Origin of the sequence: Corynebacterium sp. MSK073 (genome assembly GCF_030232085.1) — a bacterium.
In the GTDB taxonomy this organism is placed as follows: domain Bacteria; phylum Actinomycetota; class Actinomycetes; order Mycobacteriales; family Mycobacteriaceae; genus Corynebacterium.
On sequence record NZ_JASPIY010000011.1, the window covers coordinates 32632 to 52683 of the forward strand.

Sequence of the window (20052 nt, forward strand, 5' to 3'; positions counted from 1 at the left end):
GTGCTTAATTTCATTTACTGGCCAATTTCGGCCGTTTTATGGTTCTGGCACTGGCTGCTATCCCTCGTAATGGATCCCGCATGGGGCATTACGTGGATTTTGGCCATCGTGCTGCTGACCTGGACGCTGAAGGCGCTCATGGTCAAGCCCACCGTGAGCCAGATTCGATCTTCACGCAAGATGCAGGAAATCCAGCCCAAAGTGCAGGAAATCCGCGCGAAGTACGGCAACGATCAGGCTCGCGCCGCGCAGGAAATGCAGAAGGTCTATAAGGAATCTGGCGTTCGCCCGATGGCCGGCTGCCTTCCGGTCTTGGTGCAGATTCCAATGTTCATTGGTCTTTTCCACGTGCTGCGCTCTTTCGACCGCACGGTGTCTGTAGCCGGCGGCTTTGGACACCCCAGCGGCGAGCCGATGTCCATTGAGGACAATGCCAATACTGCGAACTACATCTTTAAACCGGAGCTCGTCCAGCAATTCTTGGATGCCAAGATCTTTGGCGTTCCGCTGGTGACGAACCTGCGCCTGAACTCGCCCTTGGTGGAAGGCGTTACCACCACCACCCAAGCGGCGTTCATTATTGTGCCGATGATTGCCGTCATTGTGGTGCTGATGCACTTCAACGCGCGCATGAGCCTGAACCGCCAAGAAAAGCGCCGCGCCCAGGGTAAGACCTCGGCTCCGCAGGGTCAGAATGCGGAAATGATGCAGCAGCAGATGGCCATGATGTCCAAGATGATGCTGTGGGTCATGCCCGCAATGCTGATCTTCTCCGGCTTCATCTGGCCCATCGGTTTGCTGTTCTACATGCTGTCCAACACCGTGTGGACCTTCTTCCAGACCCGCATCATCTACGGCAAGATGGACCGCGAAGAAGAAGAGGAAGAGGCCGCTAAGATTGAGGCCAAGCGCACCACCGCTCCAAAGCCAGGCGCTCGCAAGAAAGATAACCGCACCAAGAAACAGCGGAAGAACGACAATTAAACAGCTACTGAGGAGATTCTCATAGTGTCCGAGATGGACCCGTCTGCAGTATTTGGCTCTCGCCTGCCGCTCGCGCAGGAATACCACGATTCGCTCGCTACAGACGGGTCCACTCGTGGTTTTATCGGCCCGCGCGAGGTACCGCGGCTGTGGGAGCGCCACATCTTAAACTGCGCCGTCATTGAACAAGTCATTCCGGAAGGCACCACGGTTATCGATGTCGGCTCTGGTGCCGGGCTGCCCGGCATCCCGCTGGCCATCGCCCGCCCCGATCTGCATATCACGCTCATTGAGCCGCTTTTAAAGCGCTATAACTACCTCAACGAGGTGACCGAAAAGCTGGGGCTAGATAATGTCACCGTGTTGCGAGGGCGCGCGGAAGAAGGCCCCATTAAAAAGGCAGTGGTCGGCGCGGATGTGGTGACCTCCCGCGCAGTAGCACCCCTGGGAAGGCTGGCAAAGTGGTCTCTTCCCTTGGTGCGTAAGGGCGGGGAAATGATCGCGCTGAAGGGTTCTTCTGTACACGAAGAACTAGAGCGCGATGCCGCGGATATTCAGAAAGCCGGCGGCGGAAAAGCCGAGGTCACGACCGTTCACGGAACCACGATTATCCGTGTCCCGCGCGTGAACTAAAGTAGACGGCATGACTAATCCGCGCCTTATCACCATTGCCAACCAGAAGGGCGGCGTAGGTAAAACCACCTCCGCCGCTAACTTGGCCGCAGCCCTTGCTACTGAAGGCAAGAAGGTATTGGTCATTGACCTTGACCCCCAGGGAAACGCATCGACCGCCATGGGCGCGGAACATAGCTCAGGGACTGATTCCAGCTATGAATTGCTCTTGGGTGATTGCACTGCGGAAAAGGCCATGCAGGCTTCCCCGCACAATTCCAACCTTTATTGCATCCCCGCGACTATCGATCTCGCCGGCGCGGAAATTGAGATGGTCTCTCTCGTGCGCCGCGAGTTTCGGCTTTACGATGCCCTGCATAAAGGGTTCCTAGAAGATCACGGCTTTGAATACGTCTTTATCGATTGCCCGCCATCTTTGGGCTTGCTGACGATCAATGCCATGACGTGTGCGGAAGAAGTCATCATTCCTATCCAGTGCGAGTACTACGCACTGGAGGGCGTGGGCCAGTTACTGGGCAATATCACGATGATTCGCGAGCACCTCAATGAAGATCTCCATATCTCTGCGGTGCTCCTTACCATGTATGATGCACGTACGCGTTTGGCTGAGGATGTGGCCGATAACGTTCGTGAGCAATTTGGCGCCGTTGTCATGGGCAATGTCATCCCGCGTTCCGTGCGCGTCTCAGAGGCACCTGGTTACGGGACCACGGTGATTGATTACGCCCCTTCATCCACGGGTGCACGGGCGTATCTCGCCGCGGCTCGCGAGCTCAACAGGCGCGGTGATTATCGCCCGCATCCCACTACGGGGGCGATTGGCGTGAGCCCCGAAATTTATGCGGAATTGGAAGGATAGGATTTCATGGCAGAACAAAAGCAAGGTGGCCTAGGCAAAGGCTTGGCCGCTCTCATCCCGTCCGGCCCCGACGCGCCCACCCGCAAGCCACGGCTGGGTGATTCCGCCGCAGATATTATCTTGGGAAATTCCACGGGCAATAGCGAGCGTAAGGCACGCGGTGAGAAGCGCGTGAAGGGCGCTCCCACCATCCAACAAGGCTCTGGGTCCAAGTCCTCCAAGAAGCGGCAAGCTACGCCGGCAGCAATCGGGGCGACCTACCGCGAGATTTCCGTGGGGGAAATCGTCCCGAACCCCAAGCAGCCGCGTACCGTTTTTGATGAGGATGAGCTCAGCGAACTGGTTCATTCCATCCGCGAATTCGGCCTCCTGCAGCCGGTCGTCGTCCGCCCCTCCGAGGAGGGCGGATTTGAGCTCATCATGGGTGAGCGTCGTTGGCGCGCCTCCTCCAAGGCTGGTTTGGCCACCATCCCTGCCATCGTGCGCGATACCAAAGATGACAACCTGCTGCGCGATGCCCTGCTGGAAAACATTCACCGCGTCCAGCTCAACCCTTTGGAAGAGGCACACGCCTATCAGCAGCTTTTGGAAGAGTTCGGCGTTACCCAGAACGAACTAGCGGACCGCATTGGCCGCTCCCGCCCGCAGGTGACCAACATGCTCCGCCTGTTGCGGTTGCCTGTGGAAGTGCAAAAGCGAGTCGCCGCAGGCACCCTCTCGGCTGGTCACGCCCGCGCTATCTTGGGCCTCGATGACAAGGAAGCGATGGACTACATCGCGGACCGGGTTATTTCGGAAGGCCTGTCCGTGCGCGCCACCGAGGAAGCCGTGACGCTGTATAAGCGCGACGGGAAGCCTGCGGAGAATAAGAAGAAGTCTCAGGTACCGCAGCCGCAATTTTTCACCGACTCGGCTGAGCGCCTCTCAGATCGCTTCGATACTAAGGTCACCGTGACCATGGGTAAGCGCAAGGGCAAGATGGTCGTAGAATTTGGCGACCAAGAAGACTTCGAGCGCATCATGGCGCTGATGGAGCGGGATAAATAACTGGCTCCTGCGGCAGGTTCCCCAGGTACCTGCCGAGTTCCCATCGTTAGTGCCCTCCTCTTCAGAGCGAGGGCACTATTTTTTAGAAAAGATGAAGTGGCCCTTGGCTTGTTCTTCCTCGTGTTCGGCGCCAAGCGGGATGCCCTTGCGCTCGCGCAGGAGTAGGGCTGCAATAAATCCGACGATGCTTGCGGAGACAAGATAGACGGATACCGCAAAGGTCGTGCCCGTTGCTTCTACCAACGCTGCGGCGATCATCGGGGCGAAGGCGCCGCCGAGGACGGAACCAATGGCATAAGTAATCGATACGCCCGAGGCACGGATGGATGCGGGGAAAAGCTCGGTATACATGGCAGATTGCGCACCGTAGGTTAACCCGAGTCCTACCGTCAGGAAGATGAGGGCGGCATAAAGCAATCCCAGGGACGCCGTATTTACCAGCGGGAAAAGGGCCGCTGCGCCGATTGCTTGAATGACAAATCCGATGAGATATGTCGCGCGGCGCCCGATGTAGTCCGATAACCAGCCGGCGAAAAGGGTAAAGATGAGCCACGTGAAGGCGGATAGGGTGACGGCATTGAGGACATCGCCACGCGCGAGCGAGACCGGGCCCTCGGGGTTGGTGGCGTAATTTTGGATATAGCCACCGGTGGTCATATAGCCCACGGTGCCATTGCCGGCAAAGACTAGGGCCGCGACGAGGACAAGCGGGAAATACCGCTTGAAAAGGATCCCAATGGGGTTTGCCGCCTCGCGTTTCTTATTATCCGAGATCTCTTGAAAGACCGGTGATTCATCTACGCCGACGCGGACGGCGTAACCGATGATCACGAGGACAAAGGAAAGCAAGAACGGCACGCGCCAACCCCACTCAAGGAAGGCATCCCCTGGCGCGATGATGTTCATGATGGACAGCACGCCAGAGGACATCAGCAGGCCGATGGGGACTCCGATCTGTGGCCCAGCGCCGAAGAGGCCGCGCTTATCGTTGGGAGCGTGCTCAACTGCAAGCAGTACCGCTGACCCCCACTCTCCCCCGGCAGAGATGCCTTGGATGATGCGGAGGAAAATCAACAGGACGGGAGCCCATACTCCCGCCGTATCGTAGGTAGGCAGGAGGCCAATCAGTGTGGTGGCCCCGCCCATGGCAAAAAGGGTGACCATGAGAACGAGGCGGCGGCCAAGGCGGTCACCAAAATGGCCCGCTAGGAACGCGCCAAGCGGGCGAAACAGGAAGGACAGGCCCACGGAGGCGAAGGAGACGATGCTGGCTACCCCGCCTTCTAGGGGGCCGAACATCACCTGGTTGAATACCAGGCCGGCAACTGCGGCATAGAGAAAGTAGTCATACCATTCAATCGCTGTTCCGATTGTGGTGGCAGCTACCACGCGGCGAGTTTCTTTTCTGGAAATTGGGGCGGAGGTTGTGCTGCCCATAATGAGAATCCATTCACTGTGTAGTAGTCAATAACTGGACTGATATTACACGGTGGCTACGCCACAAAAGAATGCCTGCGCCCCAAACCTAGCGTGGAGGGCTAAGCCTGCTCCGCCTGAAGAAGCTCGGAGAATTTGTAGGTGCCGGTAATGGCGGTGTCTTGCTCCATGAGGTACATGCGCTTGACGGCGATGACGATTGCTTCTGCAATATCGTCACGGCGCTTTGGGTTGGTCAGGATTTTGACGTCCTCAGGGTTGGTGAGATAACCTAAAAAGATCTGTACCACCGGCATTTGCGTCAGGCGCAAGAGATCCCAAGTGCGGCCATGGTTGGAACAGTCCTGGAGATCGGTGCGTGCCACTATTTCACGCTGGATGAAGCCGGAAAGGGTTTCACCAATGAGTGAGGAGTTTCCGGATTCGGACCCAAAGTAGAACGTGGCGACGCCATGGGCCTTTTCGTTGGGATAAGAATCGCACGCCAAAGAGATGACCATATCGGCATCAAAGGCATTGGCCAGCTCGGCACGTGATTGCACGTCCGCATCATCGGTGCGGGGGCGCGAAATAATGGTTTCCATGCCGGCGGCGATCATGCGGCCTTCGATGCGTTGGGTGAGATCCCAGAGGATTTCTTGCTCAGAAATATCACCAAAACGGCCCTTGACGGTGAAGCCGGAGTCCCGGCCGCTCAGTGCAGGGTCAATGACCACGCGCTTGCCAGCCAGTTTCGGCCCGGCATTGCGCACGCGCTCGCGTTCTACAATATTGTGCGCTGAACCGCCGGTGATGCGGCGGCCGAGCAAGCTGAGCGCGCGAATGGTCGCGGGCCCACACACGCCGTCTTCCTGTAGCCCGCAGTTGTGCTGGTATTCGGTGAGTGCAGCGTGGGTAGTGCGGCCAAAATGGCCATCGACGCGATCTTGATAAAACCCAAGCTCTTGTAGCTGTTGCTGCAATTGAGAGATGTCATCGCCCACCAACGCATTGGTGGGTTCGTAGCTCAATACGCGGCTGCCCAGGGTATAAGAGGCTTGGCGCAATTCGCGCAGGGTGAGATCGTCGATCTCTCCCGTTGGGAGGATGCCGCGAGACTGCTGGAATGCCTTGAGCACTTCAGCGAGATCGGCATCAAAGGTCTTATCAGTCTCGGAGTACTTCTGCTTTTTCCAGGCAGACAGTTCCCCCGTGAAATCTGATAAGAGGCCAAGGTGAGCCAAGGTGGCGCGAGCTTCAGCTACGCGCACACTTGAATCACCAACCCGAAGAACGCGATTCACGCCTTTCACCCCTTCCACGGCCCTAGGACTTTGGGCCGCATGGCAGATTTCCTACTCGTTAACTTTAGTAACAAGATTAACAGCTATAGCTGTTTTTTCACTTGCGCCACGATGTCATCTTTAGAACGCAGGCCGACGAACTCATCGACCTTCTCGCCATTGTTGAAAATCAATACATTTGGGATGGACATGATTTGGAACATGGCACCGAGGTTTCGTTCTTCATCGACGTTGACCTGGGCGATGGTGACCTCACCGTCGAGCTCATCTGCGACCTCTTCCAAGATCGGAGACAGCTTCTTGCATGGCCCGCACCATTCCGCCCAGAAGTCCACGACGACGGGTTTATCCGACTCGATAACATCAGAACGGAATGTTTCAGTGGTTACCTTTTTGACGTTACTCATACTGGATCTAACGGTTTGCAGCCAAGAATTGTTCCGCATCCATGGCAGCGCGGCAGCCAGATCCCGCGGCCGTGATGGCCTGCTGATAGTGATCATCTACCAAGTCACCGCAAGCGAAAACGCCAGGCAGCGAGGTCTTAGTGGAGGGCTGATCAACCTCAACGTAGCCGTTGTCGTTCAGCTTTACCTGGCCGTTGAGGAAGGACGAGCGCGGATCGTGGCCAATGGCAACGAACATGGCGGTCACATCCAAGGTGGAGGTTTCCCCAGTCTCAACGTCCTTGAGCTCTAGGCCGCCGACCTTGCCGTCATCTTCAAGCACGCGCTCGACAACCTTGTTGGTTTCCCACTTAATCTGCTCGTTCTCCTGGGCGCGGTCCAACATGATCTTGGAGGCGCGGAAGTTTTCGGAGCGGTTCACAATGGTGACAGACTCCGCGAACTTGGTCAGGAAGGTAGCTTCCTCCATGGCGGAATCGCCGCCGCCGATGACGGCGATATTGTGTCCCTTGAAGAAGAAACCATCGCACGTAGCGCAGGTGGAAACACCGCGGCCGGAGAGCTCTTCCTCGCCGGGAATGCCAAGGTGGCGCGGTGCGGCGCCGGTGGCGAGGATTACCGTGCGGGCTTCAAATACCTCATCGCCTACGTGGAGCTTTTTAATATCGCCCTCCAACTCGACGGAGTCGACGACTTCCATGCGCAGATCCGCGCCAAAGCGGATTGACTGTGCGCGCATTTCTTCCATGAGCTCTGGGCCCATGATGCCCTTTTGGAAGCCCGGGTAGTTCTCTACCTCGGTGGTGTTCATTAATTCGCCACCGTATTCAAATCCCTCAAATACAATGGGGCTGAGTTCAGCACGAGCGGCATAAAGCGCGGCGGTATAACCGGCAGGTCCGGAACCTACGATGGCAACATCGTGGACGGTCATTGCTAACTCCCTAAAATCACAGTGTCATTTTGCGTAACGTCAAGAGTCTACCCGCCAGATTGCGAATCGTTCATATTGCAAAGGCTCGCCGCAGCGAAATTGATGCAAGAATGATGCGATATCGAGATGTTAACCGATGGCTTCGCGCAAGACCTCCCGCGCGCGTGCCCGGCGAGATTTAACGGTGCCTGGCTTTACGCCCTGGGCGGTGGCAACTTCGTTGACGCGGAAGCCGGCGACATCGGTAAGCATGAGGGCTTCGCGCTGATCTTGCCTTAATAGCTCCATGGCCTCGCGGACGACGAGCTGCTCGGCAAGATTTTCAGATGGGTTATGCGCCAGCAGTGGATTGCGATCATCGGCAAAATCATCGCTATCGAGCGAGGCGTTTTCCCTATTAGCCCGGTGATTTAAATAGTCGTAGCCGGTGTTTTTCACCAGGCGGTGCAGCCACGTGCTTAAGGCCGATTCCCGCCGGTAATTATGGAGATTGCAGCTAGCGCGCAGAAAGGCTTCTTGCACGACATCCTGCGCGTCATATTCATTCCTTGTATAACGCCGCGCCACGGTGGTCAGCCGCTTGCGGTGGCGTTCCACGATGGCGGAAAAGGCTTTATTATCCCCCTCGATGAAAGCATCAACTAATTCTTCGTCGCTGTGGTCAGGACTTAATGGCATCTGTAGATTCCCCCCGGATCAACAAGTGTTAAAGCAATTGTGACCCGAGGGGAACTCCGGCGCGAGCCGGCGGCGGTACAGTCTATTGACCCGCCTACTGCTGAGCGCGCACGCGCAGGGTGCGGCGCAGGTGATCGCGGCACTCTAGGAGTACGCGGCGCAGCGCACCCGGTAGATCCTTGTGCAGGAGATCCGTGGTGGCGGACTCCGCCATGGAAGATTCCGGGTAGAGGCCGCGGATCAGCCGGTTGGCTATCTCAATGGGGTGGTTATCCCAGATTTCTTCGACGCGGCGGAAGAACTCTTCGGCGAATTCTTCCTGCAGCTCCGCCGAGCGCGGGGCATTAAAGCCGGCCAGCAGGGCATCGACCTCCGCATTGGAGTACTCCCCTGGCGTTAGCGCGCTATTGAAGGCGGCCCGCTTGGTCTGCGGCGTGGGGAAGGCGTGGCTAGCGCCCAAGAATTCGGCGGCGCCGGTCAGCGTATTATCGCGCTGCTTTTCTGCCTCCAACTCATCCAGTTTGACGGCGTCGCGGGCGGCTAGGGCGCGCAGGATGGACCAGCGGATCTGCGGATCGAGGCGCAGGCCCGCCACCGCGCCGGCGAGCAGGTCACGCAGGCGATCGGTGCCGGAGTCCTTAGGCGTTGCGGCCAGTGCGGCAATGGAGGTGCGGGCCAGAATGAGCTGCGCATCGGAGCCCGGATCCGCGGCGTCGAGCTGTTCCCACAGTGCATCGGCGAATTCGGCGCGCACCTGCTCGCGGCGGTCTTCGGCCACATAGTGCTGGATGGCAAAGTGCGCATTGCCGTAAGCGGTGGTCAGCAGCGTGGCATTGGTCTCTGCGGGCGCGTGCTTGGCGACGACCCCCACGTACTCCTCCGCATTCCATTCCCCGTCCCTAGTGAGGTTCCACAACGAGGTCCAGATGACCGCGCGGCTAAGCCCATCCTGGACCTCGGAGAGGTGATCGCTGATGGTGGCAAGCGAAACGTCGTCGAAGCGGACCTTGGTGTAGGTGTGGTCGGCATCGTTAAGCAGCAGCAATGCCGGGGCCTTCTCCCCCGCCGCCTCATCCACGATGGTGCGGTGGCCACCGGCGGGAAGGTCGATGTCGAATTCGCGGTACTTGTGCAAGGAGGCATCAAAAAGCGCCACGCTCAGGCGGTGTGGCCGCGTCGTATCCTCGGCCTCGGCGCTCACCGCGAGCTCGGTGATCTTGTCGCCCTCCGTGTGCAGCTCCGGGGTAAGTGTATCCGGCCCCCAGGTGCGCAGCCACGCCTTTGACCAGGAATCGAGGTCGCGGTCGGTGTGCTTTTTCAGGGCAGTGAGCAGGTCATCGAAGGTGGCCGCGGCGAAGGCATGCTCCTGGAAGTAATTCCTTGCGCCCGCGTAAAAATTATCGCGGCCTACGTAGTGCACGAGCTGCTTGAGCACGGCCGCGCCCTTGGCATAGGTAATGCCATCGAAGTTCTGGCGCGCGGCATCCACGTCTGGGATCTCGGCCTTGATGGGGTGCGTGGTGGGAAGCTGATCCTGCAGGTAGGCCCAGTTCTTGCGCTCGCCAGCGAAGTTGACCCACGCCTCTTCGTAGGCGGTGGCGTGCACGGAGGCATCGGCGCCCATGAACTCGGCAAAGGACTCCTTGAGCCAGAGATCGTCCCACCACTGCGGGGTGACAAGATCGCCGAACCACATGTGGGACATCTCGTGCAGGATGGTATTTGCGCGAGCGGCCTTCTGGCTGTGCGTGGCCTTAGAGCGGAAGATATAGCTTTCCGTAAAGGTCACCAGGCCCGGGTTCTCCATCGCGCCGAGGTTATATTCCGGTACGAAGATGGAATCGTACTTACCCCAAGGGTAAGCAAAGCCGAAATTCTCGTGGAAATAGTCCATGCCCTGTGCGGTAAGCTCCAAGATCTCCTCGTCCAAGTACTCAAACATGGAGGCGCGGGCAAAGGCGCGCAGCTGCGCGGAGTGCTCGCCATCCGGCGAGGTCCAGACGCGTTCTTGATACTGATAAGGCCCCGCGGCAAAAGAGGTGAGGTACGTCGAGAGCGGCGGGGTGGGCGCAAAGCGAACCGTGGCATTGTCCCCCTGCTCCTCGCGCTCGGTCTCCGGCTGGTTGGAGAGGATCTGCCAGTCCTTCGGCGCGGTCATGGCGACGTGGAACGGCGCCTTGAGGTCGGGCTGCTCAAAGCAAGGGAAGATGCGGCGGGCATCGGAAGGCTCGAGGTGCGAGTACAGATAGGTCGCGTCATCGGCCTGGTCGTGCATGCGGTGCAAACCCTGGCCCGTACGCGAGTAGCGCGAGGTGCCGCTGATCTCAATGGTTAGCTCCTCCCCCACCGGTAGCCCGTGGAGGCGGATAAGGCTGCCATCAAAGTCGATGTCCTGCGCCTGACCGTTAACTGTTACCTGCTCTACCGATTCTCCCAGGTAGTCCAGGAAAAGCTCGGGCTCGGTGGTGGTGAGCTCGATGCAGCTCGTCGCGCCAAACGTGGGGCTTTCCTTCACCTGAGATAAGTCCAAATGCAGGTGGTATGCCCGCAGGTCTACTGCTGCGGCGCGCTCTTGGAGTAGCTCGTGCTGGGATTTATAGCATTGTGTCGTCATAGTTAGAAACTATAGTTACCGCAGAAGCTGGGCTCAGGAAGATGTGCTCCTGAATCTGCGAGGAGCATTTCAACCGGCGACAATCCACCGAGTATTACTGCCTCTTTGTGGGCCCGATGGATCGATCGTGGCTTGTCCCATTTTTTTCAAATGGCGCAGGATATCAGTTATCACCTTTCTGTCGACACCTAGTTCCTCGGCCGTCTCCCGTGCGGAGAGTACTTCGCCTGCTTCAAGCTGTGCCAAAATCCAATCTTGCACTGAGGCCGATGAAATTGCTCCTTGTTTATTCAATCCCATGAGTTTCCTCGCGTCACCAGACAGGATCCATTCCCCGGCGTTCCGAAGCCTTTCCAGGTATCCAATAGACGAATACCACTGGAGAATATCTTGGGCTTCTTGCTCGGTGACCTGCATTAGAGCGGCTGTGGATCGGTTGAGCAAAATCTTGTGATCCATGAGTTGGCGTGCGATAAGTAACCCATTGATACTTTCGAACGCCTTGTCCGGGTAATGGTCGTTTAATTTAGCTAACGCATAGACAAAGTCCTTGTCTACCTCACCAGAAGATAGGCTTACTTCGACAAAATTCTCCGCTGTATGCAAAGCCGGGGTATGGCGTCCACTAGCTAACATCGCTGCCCACATGCGGTCGAAACCCCGTGAAGATTCCTCTGCAAGGTCCAGCATTCTTAAGGCAGCCATGAGTCGCGGATTGCGGGGAATCGATTGAGTAGTTAAGATTCGCTTTTCTGTGACTCCCACTGGCAACGGTCCTGGTGACCACACAGTAAGCGCTGTCGGTGATTGGTCAATGACTACTGCACTACTAGCATCCCAATCCCTGTGTGCGAGAGCGTTAGAAATGACCTCGTCCACTGCGGTCTCAGGAAAGGCTGGGATAGAAATCTCTTGCCCGTTTGGGAAGGTCACGCGTGCAACTTCTGTTCGTGCTGCGGTTGCTACGAGCTCTTTTAGCCTCAGGTAGGCGGTGATCAAAGGTGCAGATATTTCCGTGGCCTGGGGATCTCCTCCAGGTACCTCACGGGCCAAGTGCCTGATGGTAGTTCGACTGTTGGCTGGAGTAATGAACAGGATTTCTGCGGCGTAGGTTAACTGACCATCGCGGGTGAGAAGACCGAGCTCGGAAAGTAGTTCATTGGTCGTGTGGGGTACTCGATCTAAGGAACCTGAAGCCGATCGTGCTTTTTTGAGGAGCCGGCGCGCTTGATCGATGGCTGTAGCATCCAAATCTTCGAAAGAATATCGGGACTCAGCTGCAGAAAAGTCCGGATTTGCGCGCTGAAAGGCGATGGAGCGCCGCTCTTCTTCAGAAAGTGGCACGCACGAGGTGCCTCTGCGAATGCTGGCCTGCCCTTTCGGGCGTTGGTAAAGTGTCAACCCCTTGGGAATTCGCAGACAAATAAGCCGCTGACCGCAATAGTTAAGTTCAGTTCCTTCTACTCTGATTCCAGGTTGAGTACCATTAAATATTTTCTGCTCAATCCATTCGATGCTGCGTGAGGTTCCGGTAAAAGCTGCGGCACCTGCCCTTTTATCTGAAACGCCCAAGACGATATGGCAAACCCCGGCGTTCGCGTTGGAAAAGCATATGGTTTCATCAATGAGGAATTCAGTAAGTGAAGCATCTGGGTTTCGATTCTGTGGATGTGTTGTGGGATCTTCTTTGAAGTCCAAAACCTGACTCTCTTGGCTATCGGCGGTAGCACCTTCCTCGATAGCTTTGAGAGCTGCGTAAACGGCCTGCAATTCTGCCTCAGACATAAATGAATGCTAGCACAAGTTGTTTCAAACAACTTGTGCACAACTCCTCGAAGCTTAATTACTCGATTACAACAGATGTGCTGGTCAGAAGAGTAGCAAGTTGTTTGAAGTTGTTTACCTTAAAATCGCGCGGCGATTCCAGGGTTTTAAACGAGGGACCTAGGAATTTCTTTAAAAACCCAGCCTAACTTCGATATTTTGGGCAAACTGCTACTTCCGGCGGGGGTGCTAACTCGCGAATACTTGGGGCTTCACGGAACCCAGAAGTTGTTTGAAATAACTATACACAACTCTCAACTAATATAATTCGGTCGCTTCTTCATACCTGCAGCTCAAGGTATAAATTCAAGTTGTTTGAAGTTGTTGTGGAGTTGTTTTGTGCTGGCCGAGTAATTGCCCAGACAAGGCACCAAACCTGAAAGATTTGCCTGGGGAATACGACTAAAGCCCGCGGCCGGGCGGATACGCGGCGCGGGCTTTAGTTATTGGTAACCAGGAGGCTGTGAGAGCCCAAGGTTTTCAAAGAAGTGCGATTACTGCTTGATGGCAGAAACCTCGAGCTCGATCTTGATGTCTTCAGAAACGAGGACGCCGCCGGTCTTGAGCGGAGCGTTGAAGTCGATGCCGAAGTCCTTGCGGTTGATCTTGGTCTGCGCCTCGAAGCCCAGGCGGAAGTTGCCGAATGGGTCTTCAGCGGTAGCGACCTCTTCAACCTTGAGGTCGACGGACTTGGTGGTGCCCTTGATGGTCAGGTCACCGGTGACGGTGCCGTTGCCGTCCTCATCAACGTTGACGTTGGTGGTGGTGAAGGAAAGCTCTGGGTACTCCTCCACGTTGAAGAAGTCTTCGTTCTTTACGTGGCCATCGCGGTCCTCGTTGCCGGTGGAGATGGAAGCAGCCTTGATGGTGGCCTCTGCGGTGGAGTCAGCGATGTTCTCGGCGACGTTGATGGTGCCGTCGAACTCACCGAAGTTGCCGCGCACCTTGGTAACCATGGCGTGCTTGGTAACGAATCCGATGACGGTGTGCTCTTTGTCGATGGTGTAGGTACCTGCTGCGAGGGACATGGTTGTTTCTCCTAACGTTGTTGTTGATGTAACACCAACTACGATACCCGATTGGGCGTTTTAGTCAAGCCTTGAAGTAAAAATTCTTTTTCCAACCCGCTGACCTCGGCATTAAGGATGGCCTACAAGCTGGACCTCCCCCAGTGTAACCTCTTTTGCCTTAGGCAGTTCCGTGATGACTATGAGCGCGGCATCGAATTGTTGGGGCGCTTCTTTTAGCTCCAGCTCCTCGTTTAAGTGCTTGAACTTTCCTTCCGCCAATTTGGGAAGAGAGCTCAGCTGCGGGTGCTTCGGATCGAAATCGTCTTTATTAACGCCATAGATTTCGTAGTGCGCGCCATTGGACCTGGTGTGGGTCACGGTCATGACAGAAAGGTGGGCCGGGTTATCCAGGGTGACCAAGGCGCCGGAACCGGATTCCTTCGTGGACCAGGTGGTGATCGTCTTGCCATCGATAAGCTGCTCATTATCCTCGCCATCTGGCACCGTGATGGCGGATGATTCCTTGAGGTGCACTGGCGGGGTATCCGGGATCATCGTGGAGCCCTGCACGGTTTCGGTAACCGAACTGGTCTTTTCTACATCGCTGAGCAGGGACATCACCCACGTCGTCAGCGCCGCCATGCCCACGACGAAGATGGTGGCGAAAATGCCGATGACCACGACGCCAGAGCCCGAGTAACCGCGGCCGCCAAAGCCGGGTTCTTGCTTCGGATCCTCTTCCTGCGTGGGCTCATCTTCAACGACCACGGGGAGGGCCTCCGTCTTTTCTTCCTGCTCTTCCGGGGCAAATTCGCGCAGGCGCTTGGCGATGCCCGCCGAGGTCAGCCCCTCCGCCTCCTGCAGCTCTTCCAGCTTCTCTTCGCGGGTCTCTGCATCCGCAGCATCAAAGGCCAGCCGTGCCTCTTCGAGGCGCTCTGCGGCCTCATCGGCGGTGAGATTGGCGTCATCGGAAATATCGCGCAGCTTCTTCGGCGATGGTTCGGTCGATTCAACCAGCATGCTTAGCGCGGAGCTGAGGGCCTCGCGGTCGCTTTCTGCAGACGTCCCATCCAGCACCGCGGGGAAGGCAACCTTGACGATGCCGGAGGTGGATACGCGGAAGCGGTCGCGGTGCTCCACGCCGAGGATGAGGCCGGCGTCGTGGGCCGTGGCGGCATCGGCAAACAGCGGCGCGGTAGCGCGGGCAACGGAATTGGGATCGAGGTTATCTGCCTCTGCCACCTGCTTGAGGGAGGTGCCCTCAAACCAATCCGCCACCACCAGGCAGCCGGTGCGGTAGGACAAAATCTCGATATTATCCGCCATGGTCTCTAGGTTGAGCTCGGCCAAACGCCGCGTATTGCGGGAGATTTCGGCGGAGCGGCGGGCAGAGACCGTGGGCGTCGACGGCGCGATGGGTGCCTGGGTATTGGTATCGACGAACGTCAGCGCCACGAGGCGGCCGGTGGCTTGTTCGCGGGCTTGCCAGAACCGGGCGCCGGATACAGCGCCGTGATCCTGCAGGAGGCGGAAGCGACCGTCCGATACGGGGGCGCCGGGGACCAAGCGCGGGCCGCGGACGATACCGGCGGACATTGGTGGCGGGACCAAGGTGGCATTGAAGGAATCCTGTGTATAGACCGGCTGGATTTCCTGCAGGTCTGGTTCCTCGACCTCGATGGCCTTGGAATTGTCCACCGTGATGAACCGGGACATTCCCGGGATGCGCTGGAGGGCGCGCGCCAGGTTCTGCACCTCGGGCAGGGAGGACTTGGACAGAACCAACCCAGTGATAATCACAAAGACGATGCCCAGCACGACGACATTGACCAGCGAGACGATCGAAGGCAGCTGCTCCGGCAAGAACAATTGCACGAGCCAGTACAGCGCCCACGAGACAACCAGGCCTACCGCGCCGGCACCGGAGGACCACAGGACCGTCTGGGTCACGGCCTTGCCGCCCAGGCTGCCCAGCTTGCGCTTGAGCAGGAAGCCGCCGATGACCGCACCGGAGACAAAGCCAAAGCCGTTGGCGGTACCGAGGAGGATGACCACCCGGTCTGGGTTGCTGGTCATCAGCGGTGCCAGCAAGGTCAGCACGATCTTGGTCAGCGTGATGCCGGCAATGATGAAGGTGGGCGTCCACGCCTCTTCCCTGGCGTAGAAAACGCGCAGGTGCAGCAGCACCAACGCATATGGGATCAAGGTAAAGGCGGAAAAACTGATGGTGAGGCCGAGCTGCTCTGCGCTATCCGCGCCGTAGGCGCCGTACTGGAATAGCGCGCGGGCGATGGGCACGCCGAAGCCCGTCATGAAAATGACGATGGGGATTAGCGCGATGAAGGTCAGCTTGGTACCCAAGGTGAGGTCGCGCACCACGGCATCGACATCGCCATCGGCGGCATTGCGCGAAAGCCGCGGCATGATGGCGGTCAACAAGGTCACGCCGATAACGCCGTACGGCACCTGCAGCATCAGCCATGCGTTCTGGTACACCAGCGGCGCACCGGCATCGGCATACGCCGCCACACGGGAGGTGATGACGTAACCCAGCTGGGAGATGGCCACGTAGGTAATAATGGCCAGCGCCATGCCGCCGAATTGCTTGATGCGGGCATCGAGGCCCCACTTCGGGCGCAGGTTGATGCCGGCCTTTTTCAGGTACGGCACAAGGATAAAGCACTGCACGATCACCGCCGTGGTGGTGCCCAGGCCCAGCAGCATGATGTGTGGATCCGCCACCGGCGTAGGTTCGTGCGGGTCGAGGCGGCCTGGCAAAAAGCGATACGCCAGCAGGACGCTGATGGAGATGATGTTATTGACCACCGGCGCCCAGGCGCCAGGGCCAAAGATATTCTTGGTATTTAAGACCGCTTGGAAGAGGGCGAAAAGGCCGTAAAACAGGATCTGCGGCAAGAGCAAGAAGGCCAATGATGCTGCCTGCACGGCATTGGCCTTGGAATCTTCAGGCAGCATCATCCTTGTTAAGAATGGTGCGAAGATAACGGAGAGGATGGTAACGATGCCCAGGATCGAAAACGCCAGGGTAAAAAGTCTTCGGACGAAGGTTTCGCCGCGGTCCGAGTCCTCCTTCTCCGCGCGCACCAAGACCGGAACCACCAGTGAGGTCAGCACCGCGCCCAGCACGATTTCGGTGACCAGGTTGGGGATCTGGTTGGCGCTGCTAAAGGCCGTACCCACAGTGGCACCAAGGGTGGCGCCGATCAGCATCTGCCGCAGGAAGCCGGTGATGCGCGAGAGCAGCGTGGCGATGGCCATCGTTCCCGTCGCGCGGATGACGTCCTGATTGGAGGCCTCGATCTCCGCATTGCGGCCAGTCAGCGCGGACTTATCTTCCTCAGGGGGAACGGTCGTGTTCTGCACTGAGGGGGTGGGCCGCTTTTCTGGTACCGGTGCGGGCGGAGAGGCGCGCACGATGCGGCCGCGCGCGCCGGCGGTAACCGGGACACGGTTTTCTTCCGCATTGGGGGCGGTATCCGTGGGGTCTACCGCGCCTGCAGGTGCCTTCTCCGCGTGGTGGGCCTGGCGGCCATCTTTTTCGGTCATAGAGGATACAACTTCAACTTTTACTTTTCAGCCTTGTGATTTTTGCGTCGGTGACGGCCAAGCCGAAAGAGCGTAGCCAAAACCAGCGCGAGAGCGCCGGCTATGCCGGCAGCGTATAAGGTTACGATACCGGCACGTGTCTGCACCGAGATAGTGATGGGCTGCGAAATGGTCTGATCTTTAGGAGTGGCCAGCCACAGCCCAATGTCCGTGCGATCCGCATCCTTCGGCATATCAGCGGTCATGGATACAGTAATAGAGCCCTTAGCGGGAATACGGACGCTTTTGGGCGTGTTGAGCCGCGCGCCATCGGGGGCATCGTATTGCAGCTTCGCCTCCACCGGCAATGGCAGGCCATTTTCGGCCACGATGAGCAGCGGCGATGACTCAGATACGCGGGTATAAACATTGCCCGGCGGGATGAGGGAGACGGAATCGCGCAGATCCCGCAGCGTATTGGAGTGCATCTCCATGGTGCGGGAAAAGGACTGGCGCGCTGCGGCGTGGGTGCTCAAGCTATCGCGATTATTCAGCGATAAGGAATTGAGGAGATCGCGGCGCAGTGGCAGCACGAATTCAGAGCGCGTCATGGTGATATCAGGGTCATCCACCACGATATTCATTAGCTCATCGGTATAGCGCGCCTGTTGCTCAACGCGGGCCAATTCGGGCTCCGAAAAGACCGCCGGATCGATAAAGGGGCTGCCGGTGGGAGCGTTCGGATCGCCCTGCTGCAATTCCACCGCGCTGATCCCGCGGGGACGGGAGTGGCCGGAGTCGAGCAAGTCTTCCGCGGCGGCGAGTGCATGCTCGGCCGCGCTAGGGTCTAAGTAGTTGGGAAGCTTGGCCACGGTATCTTCCCCGCCCGCGAGGCTGAGGGCCGCCCCGCCCGTGATGGCGCGGGACAGAGCAGAATCTTTGGCGTAGTCATAGCGCAGCTCCGGGTTGGAATAGCCAACCGTCTGCGGCTTGGAGCCGGTTTGGGATAGCAGGGCGCCGAGGGAGGCATCGAAAGTCGCGGCCTCGCCGGACCAGTTCGAGTTATCCGCAACAAGGGATGGCACCGGCAATTTTTGGTCAATATAGCCGGAACCTACCGCCAAGATATTGCTGGCCGGGGCCTTGCCCAGGACGCGTTCGATGGTCTGGTTGCCGCGCTGCAAACCCTCAAAGACAAGGGCGGGATTATTAGCCCTTGCTACCGCAGAGGCATTCGCATTGGCCCAGGGCATGGCGATGAAGCAATCCAACTCGCGCAGGCGTTCCAGCCACCGCTCGGCATCATTTTTCGCATCGCCTGGCTCCCCCTTGTCATCGTCACTGCCCCGCGACCAGGAATCGCGCAGGCGCTTGGGGCGATCGCCTTGGGCGGGGCGGGTGGAATTGACCGTATAGCCTTGCGACATGCGGTTGACGGTATCGAGCAGCGCGGGGTCGATGGCCACACAGCCCGCCCCCTGCAGGTCATGATCCTCGTAGGTAGAAACCAACCTATCGAGGCGGCCGCCTTCGCGCAGTTCGTGCCCTAACTCATCGGAGGACAAGATGAGCTCTTCTCCCCCAAGCCCGCCGGGGACGATGTCTAGGTTGGCGCTGATGGGATAGACCACCGTGAGATCGTGGGGTTGGGAATCCTCGACTTCGTCGTGTCCTTCTTCTAGTGCCGTTTCTTCCGGTGCCTCGGTATCTTTGGCATCCGTGGGGCCCTCGTCAGAGAATTGGGCCACAAAGCGCTCCTCCGCCAGGCTCACCGCATCGCCCTCGAGAGTGCCGGTCAGGGTAAAGAGCAGCGGATAAGCGCCCGGTTCATTGATGGCCAAGGTGCGCTCGGCATCTAAGCCACTGGGCACGGTGAAGCTTATTTCCCGGGTTTCACCTGGTTGCAGCGGTGCGGTGGTCATGCCCGAGCCATAATAAGGAAAATTACCGGTGGCCATTTCCGTCCGCGCTTCTGCCGCATCAGCAACGCTATCGCCGCGGCGGCTAGTTACCTGCAGATCTTCCAAGGGCTGATCGGTGGGGTTATGCACGCGGAACCGCAGCCGCATGTCAGTGCCTACGGTAAAGGGCTGGGCATCGATAAGATCCAGATCGGCGCGCTCCGGCCCGCGCGCTCCCAACCAGGCTTGGATATCCATCTGCTCGTCCGGAACAGAGTCCATTTGGGCCGCCGCGTTTGGTAGGAACAATCCCCAACCGGTAAGTACCGCGCAACCGCCGGCCGCAGCGAGTGATTTCAGGCGCTGGTGCATTAGCGTGGGGTCGCTTTCCCTGCGTCGGCTTCCTTTCGTGCAAGATCGGGGAGGAGATCGTGCGCGATGCGCGCGAGCTTGCGTTCGTCCGCGTACGCCAAGTGCTCGATGAGTTCAGAAACGGGGATCCAGGACACCTCGGTAACCTCTGGATCCTCATCGTTCATGATGCCGTCCACAAAGCGCAGTAGGTGGTGGTGCACCGTCTTGTGGATGCGGACGCCATCAGAAACGAACCAATAATCGATCACGCCGAGGTCAGCGAAAACCTCGCCGGAAATACCGGTTTCTTCCCATACCTCGCGCTCCGCGGTGACCTCCTTGGCCTCGCCATTTTCCACGTGCCCCTTGGGCATGGACCACAATAAACGCCCGCGACGGTCTAGGCGCCCGATAAGAGCCACGTAGACGCGGGACAGGTCCGCTTTACCGTTGCCGTCGACGCACTCGGCCAGCCCAGAGATTACGAGCCCGCCCGCAGAGGTCTCATCGCGGGTCTCCATGACGGTGGAGGCGCCGTGAT

At 58.2% G+C, this 20052-nt stretch carries 14 protein-coding genes and 1 pseudogene; 4 read left to right on the forward strand and 11 right to left on the reverse strand.

What is annotated here, in order from left to right; all coding sequences use genetic code 11:
• From yidC to QP970_RS08435, 4 genes are read left to right on the forward strand one after another with little or no spacing between them, the layout of a single operon-like run.
• Positions 1 to 984: a membrane protein insertase YidC gene (gene yidC, locus QP970_RS08420; RefSeq protein WP_284772017.1), complete on the forward strand. Its 984-nt coding sequence runs from the start codon at positions 1 to 3 to the stop codon at positions 982 to 984.
• 33 nt (positions 985 to 1017) lie between these two features.
• Entirely contained in the window at positions 1018 to 1617 is a 600-nt protein-coding gene (gene rsmG / locus QP970_RS08425; RefSeq protein ID WP_239269625.1) for a 16S rRNA (guanine(527)-N(7))-methyltransferase RsmG, read from the forward strand.
• 10 nt (positions 1618 to 1627) lie between these two features.
• Positions 1628 to 2476 carry a ParA family protein gene (locus QP970_RS08430; protein WP_239269566.1) on the forward strand — a complete coding sequence of 283 codons (849 nt, stop codon included), beginning with the start codon at positions 1628 to 1630 and terminating at the stop codon, positions 2474 to 2476.
• A gap of 6 nt (positions 2477 to 2482) precedes the next feature.
• Positions 2483 to 3523 (forward strand): ParB/RepB/Spo0J family partition protein, encoded by a 1041-nt coding sequence (locus tag QP970_RS08435; protein WP_239269567.1) that lies wholly within the window; start codon positions 2483 to 2485, stop codon positions 3521 to 3523.
• A gap of 75 nt (positions 3524 to 3598) precedes the next feature.
• Here QP970_RS08435 and QP970_RS08440 read toward each other — a convergent pair whose 3' ends face one another.
• From QP970_RS08440 to QP970_RS08490, 11 genes and pseudogenes are all read right to left on the reverse strand, one after another.
• A complete protein-coding gene (locus QP970_RS08440; protein ID WP_239269568.1) occupies positions 3599 to 4960 on the reverse strand; it encodes an MFS transporter in 1362 nt (453 codons plus the stop codon).
• Between the two features lie 101 nt (positions 4961 to 5061).
• Positions 5062 to 6243 (reverse strand): N-acetylmuramoyl-L-alanine amidase, encoded by a 1182-nt coding sequence (locus tag QP970_RS08445; protein WP_284869852.1) that lies wholly within the window; start codon positions 6241 to 6243, stop codon positions 5062 to 5064.
• A gap of 83 nt (positions 6244 to 6326) precedes the next feature.
• The gene (gene trxA, locus QP970_RS08450; RefSeq protein WP_023029766.1) at positions 6327 to 6650 is read right to left on the reverse strand and encodes a thioredoxin; all 324 of its coding nucleotides are present in this window, start codon (positions 6648 to 6650) and stop codon (positions 6327 to 6329) included.
• A gap of 7 nt (positions 6651 to 6657) precedes the next feature.
• Positions 6658 to 7584, reverse strand: a complete 927-nt coding sequence (trxB, locus tag QP970_RS08455; protein WP_005275966.1) for a thioredoxin-disulfide reductase — start codon at positions 7582 to 7584, stop codon at positions 6658 to 6660.
• A 129-nt stretch (positions 7585 to 7713) separates the two neighbouring features.
• On the reverse strand, positions 7714 to 8262 hold the full coding sequence (locus QP970_RS08460; RefSeq protein WP_005275963.1) for an RNA polymerase sigma factor: 549 nt from the start codon (positions 8260 to 8262) through the stop codon (positions 7714 to 7716).
• A gap of 94 nt (positions 8263 to 8356) precedes the next feature.
• Entirely contained in the window at positions 8357 to 10876 is a 2520-nt protein-coding gene (gene pepN / locus QP970_RS08465; protein WP_239269569.1) for an aminopeptidase N, read from the reverse strand.
• Positions 10877 to 10945: 69 nt separating this feature from the next.
• Positions 10946 to 12661: an RNA/DNA-binding domain-containing protein gene (locus QP970_RS08470; RefSeq protein WP_239269570.1), complete on the reverse strand. Its 1716-nt coding sequence runs from the start codon at positions 12659 to 12661 to the stop codon at positions 10946 to 10948.
• A 533-nt stretch (positions 12662 to 13194) separates the two neighbouring features.
• Positions 13195 to 13728, reverse strand: coding sequence for a YceI family protein (locus QP970_RS08475; protein WP_239269571.1), 534 nt, complete (start codon positions 13726 to 13728; stop codon positions 13195 to 13197).
• Positions 13729 to 13839: 111 nt separating this feature from the next.
• Entirely contained in the window at positions 13840 to 17277 is a 3438-nt protein-coding gene (murJ, locus tag QP970_RS08480; protein WP_284869853.1) for a murein biosynthesis integral membrane protein MurJ, read from the reverse strand.
• Between the two features lie 20 nt (positions 17278 to 17297).
• Positions 17298 to 19439, reverse strand: coding sequence for a DUF6049 family protein (locus tag QP970_RS08485; RefSeq protein WP_284869854.1), 2142 nt, complete (start codon positions 19437 to 19439; stop codon positions 17298 to 17300).
• 89 nt (positions 19440 to 19528) lie between these two features.
• A pseudogene (locus tag QP970_RS08490) lies at positions 19529 to 20029 on the reverse strand (NUDIX hydrolase); the annotation flags it as partial.
• Positions 20030 to 20052: the final 23 nt, after the last annotated feature.

What these genes read in the sequence shown, in the direction of transcription:
- trxB (WP_005275966.1), bottom strand. Translation starts at nt 7,584, where the DNA reads ATGACCGTCCACGATGTTGCCATCGTAGGTTCCGGACCTGCCGGTTAT.
- QP970_RS08470 (WP_239269570.1), bottom strand. Translation starts at nt 12,661, where the DNA reads ATGTCTGAGGCAGAATTGCAGGCCGTTTACGCAGCTCTCAAAGCTATC.
- QP970_RS08485 (WP_284869854.1), bottom strand. Translation starts at nt 19,439, where the DNA reads ATGGACTCTGTTCCGGACGAGCAGATGGATATCCAAGCCTGGTTGGGA.
- QP970_RS08435 (WP_239269567.1), top strand. Translation starts at nt 2,483, where the DNA reads ATGGCAGAACAAAAGCAAGGTGGCCTAGGCAAAGGCTTGGCCGCTCTC.
- trxA (WP_023029766.1), bottom strand. Translation starts at nt 6,650, where the DNA reads ATGAGTAACGTCAAAAAGGTAACCACTGAAACATTCCGTTCTGATGTT.
- QP970_RS08475 (WP_239269571.1), bottom strand. Translation starts at nt 13,728, where the DNA reads ATGTCCCTCGCAGCAGGTACCTACACCATCGACAAAGAGCACACCGTC.
- murJ (WP_284869853.1), bottom strand. Translation starts at nt 17,277, where the DNA reads ATGACCGAAAAAGATGGCCGCCAGGCCCACCACGCGGAGAAGGCACCT.
- QP970_RS08430 (WP_239269566.1), top strand. Translation starts at nt 1,628, where the DNA reads ATGACTAATCCGCGCCTTATCACCATTGCCAACCAGAAGGGCGGCGTA.
- pepN (WP_239269569.1), bottom strand. Translation starts at nt 10,876, where the DNA reads ATGACGACACAATGCTATAAATCCCAGCACGAGCTACTCCAAGAGCGC.
- QP970_RS08460 (WP_005275963.1), bottom strand. Translation starts at nt 8,262, where the DNA reads ATGCCATTAAGTCCTGACCACAGCGACGAAGAATTAGTTGATGCTTTC.
- rsmG (WP_239269625.1), top strand. Translation starts at nt 1,018, where the DNA reads ATGGACCCGTCTGCAGTATTTGGCTCTCGCCTGCCGCTCGCGCAGGAA.
- QP970_RS08440 (WP_239269568.1), bottom strand. Translation starts at nt 4,960, where the DNA reads ATGGGCAGCACAACCTCCGCCCCAATTTCCAGAAAAGAAACTCGCCGC.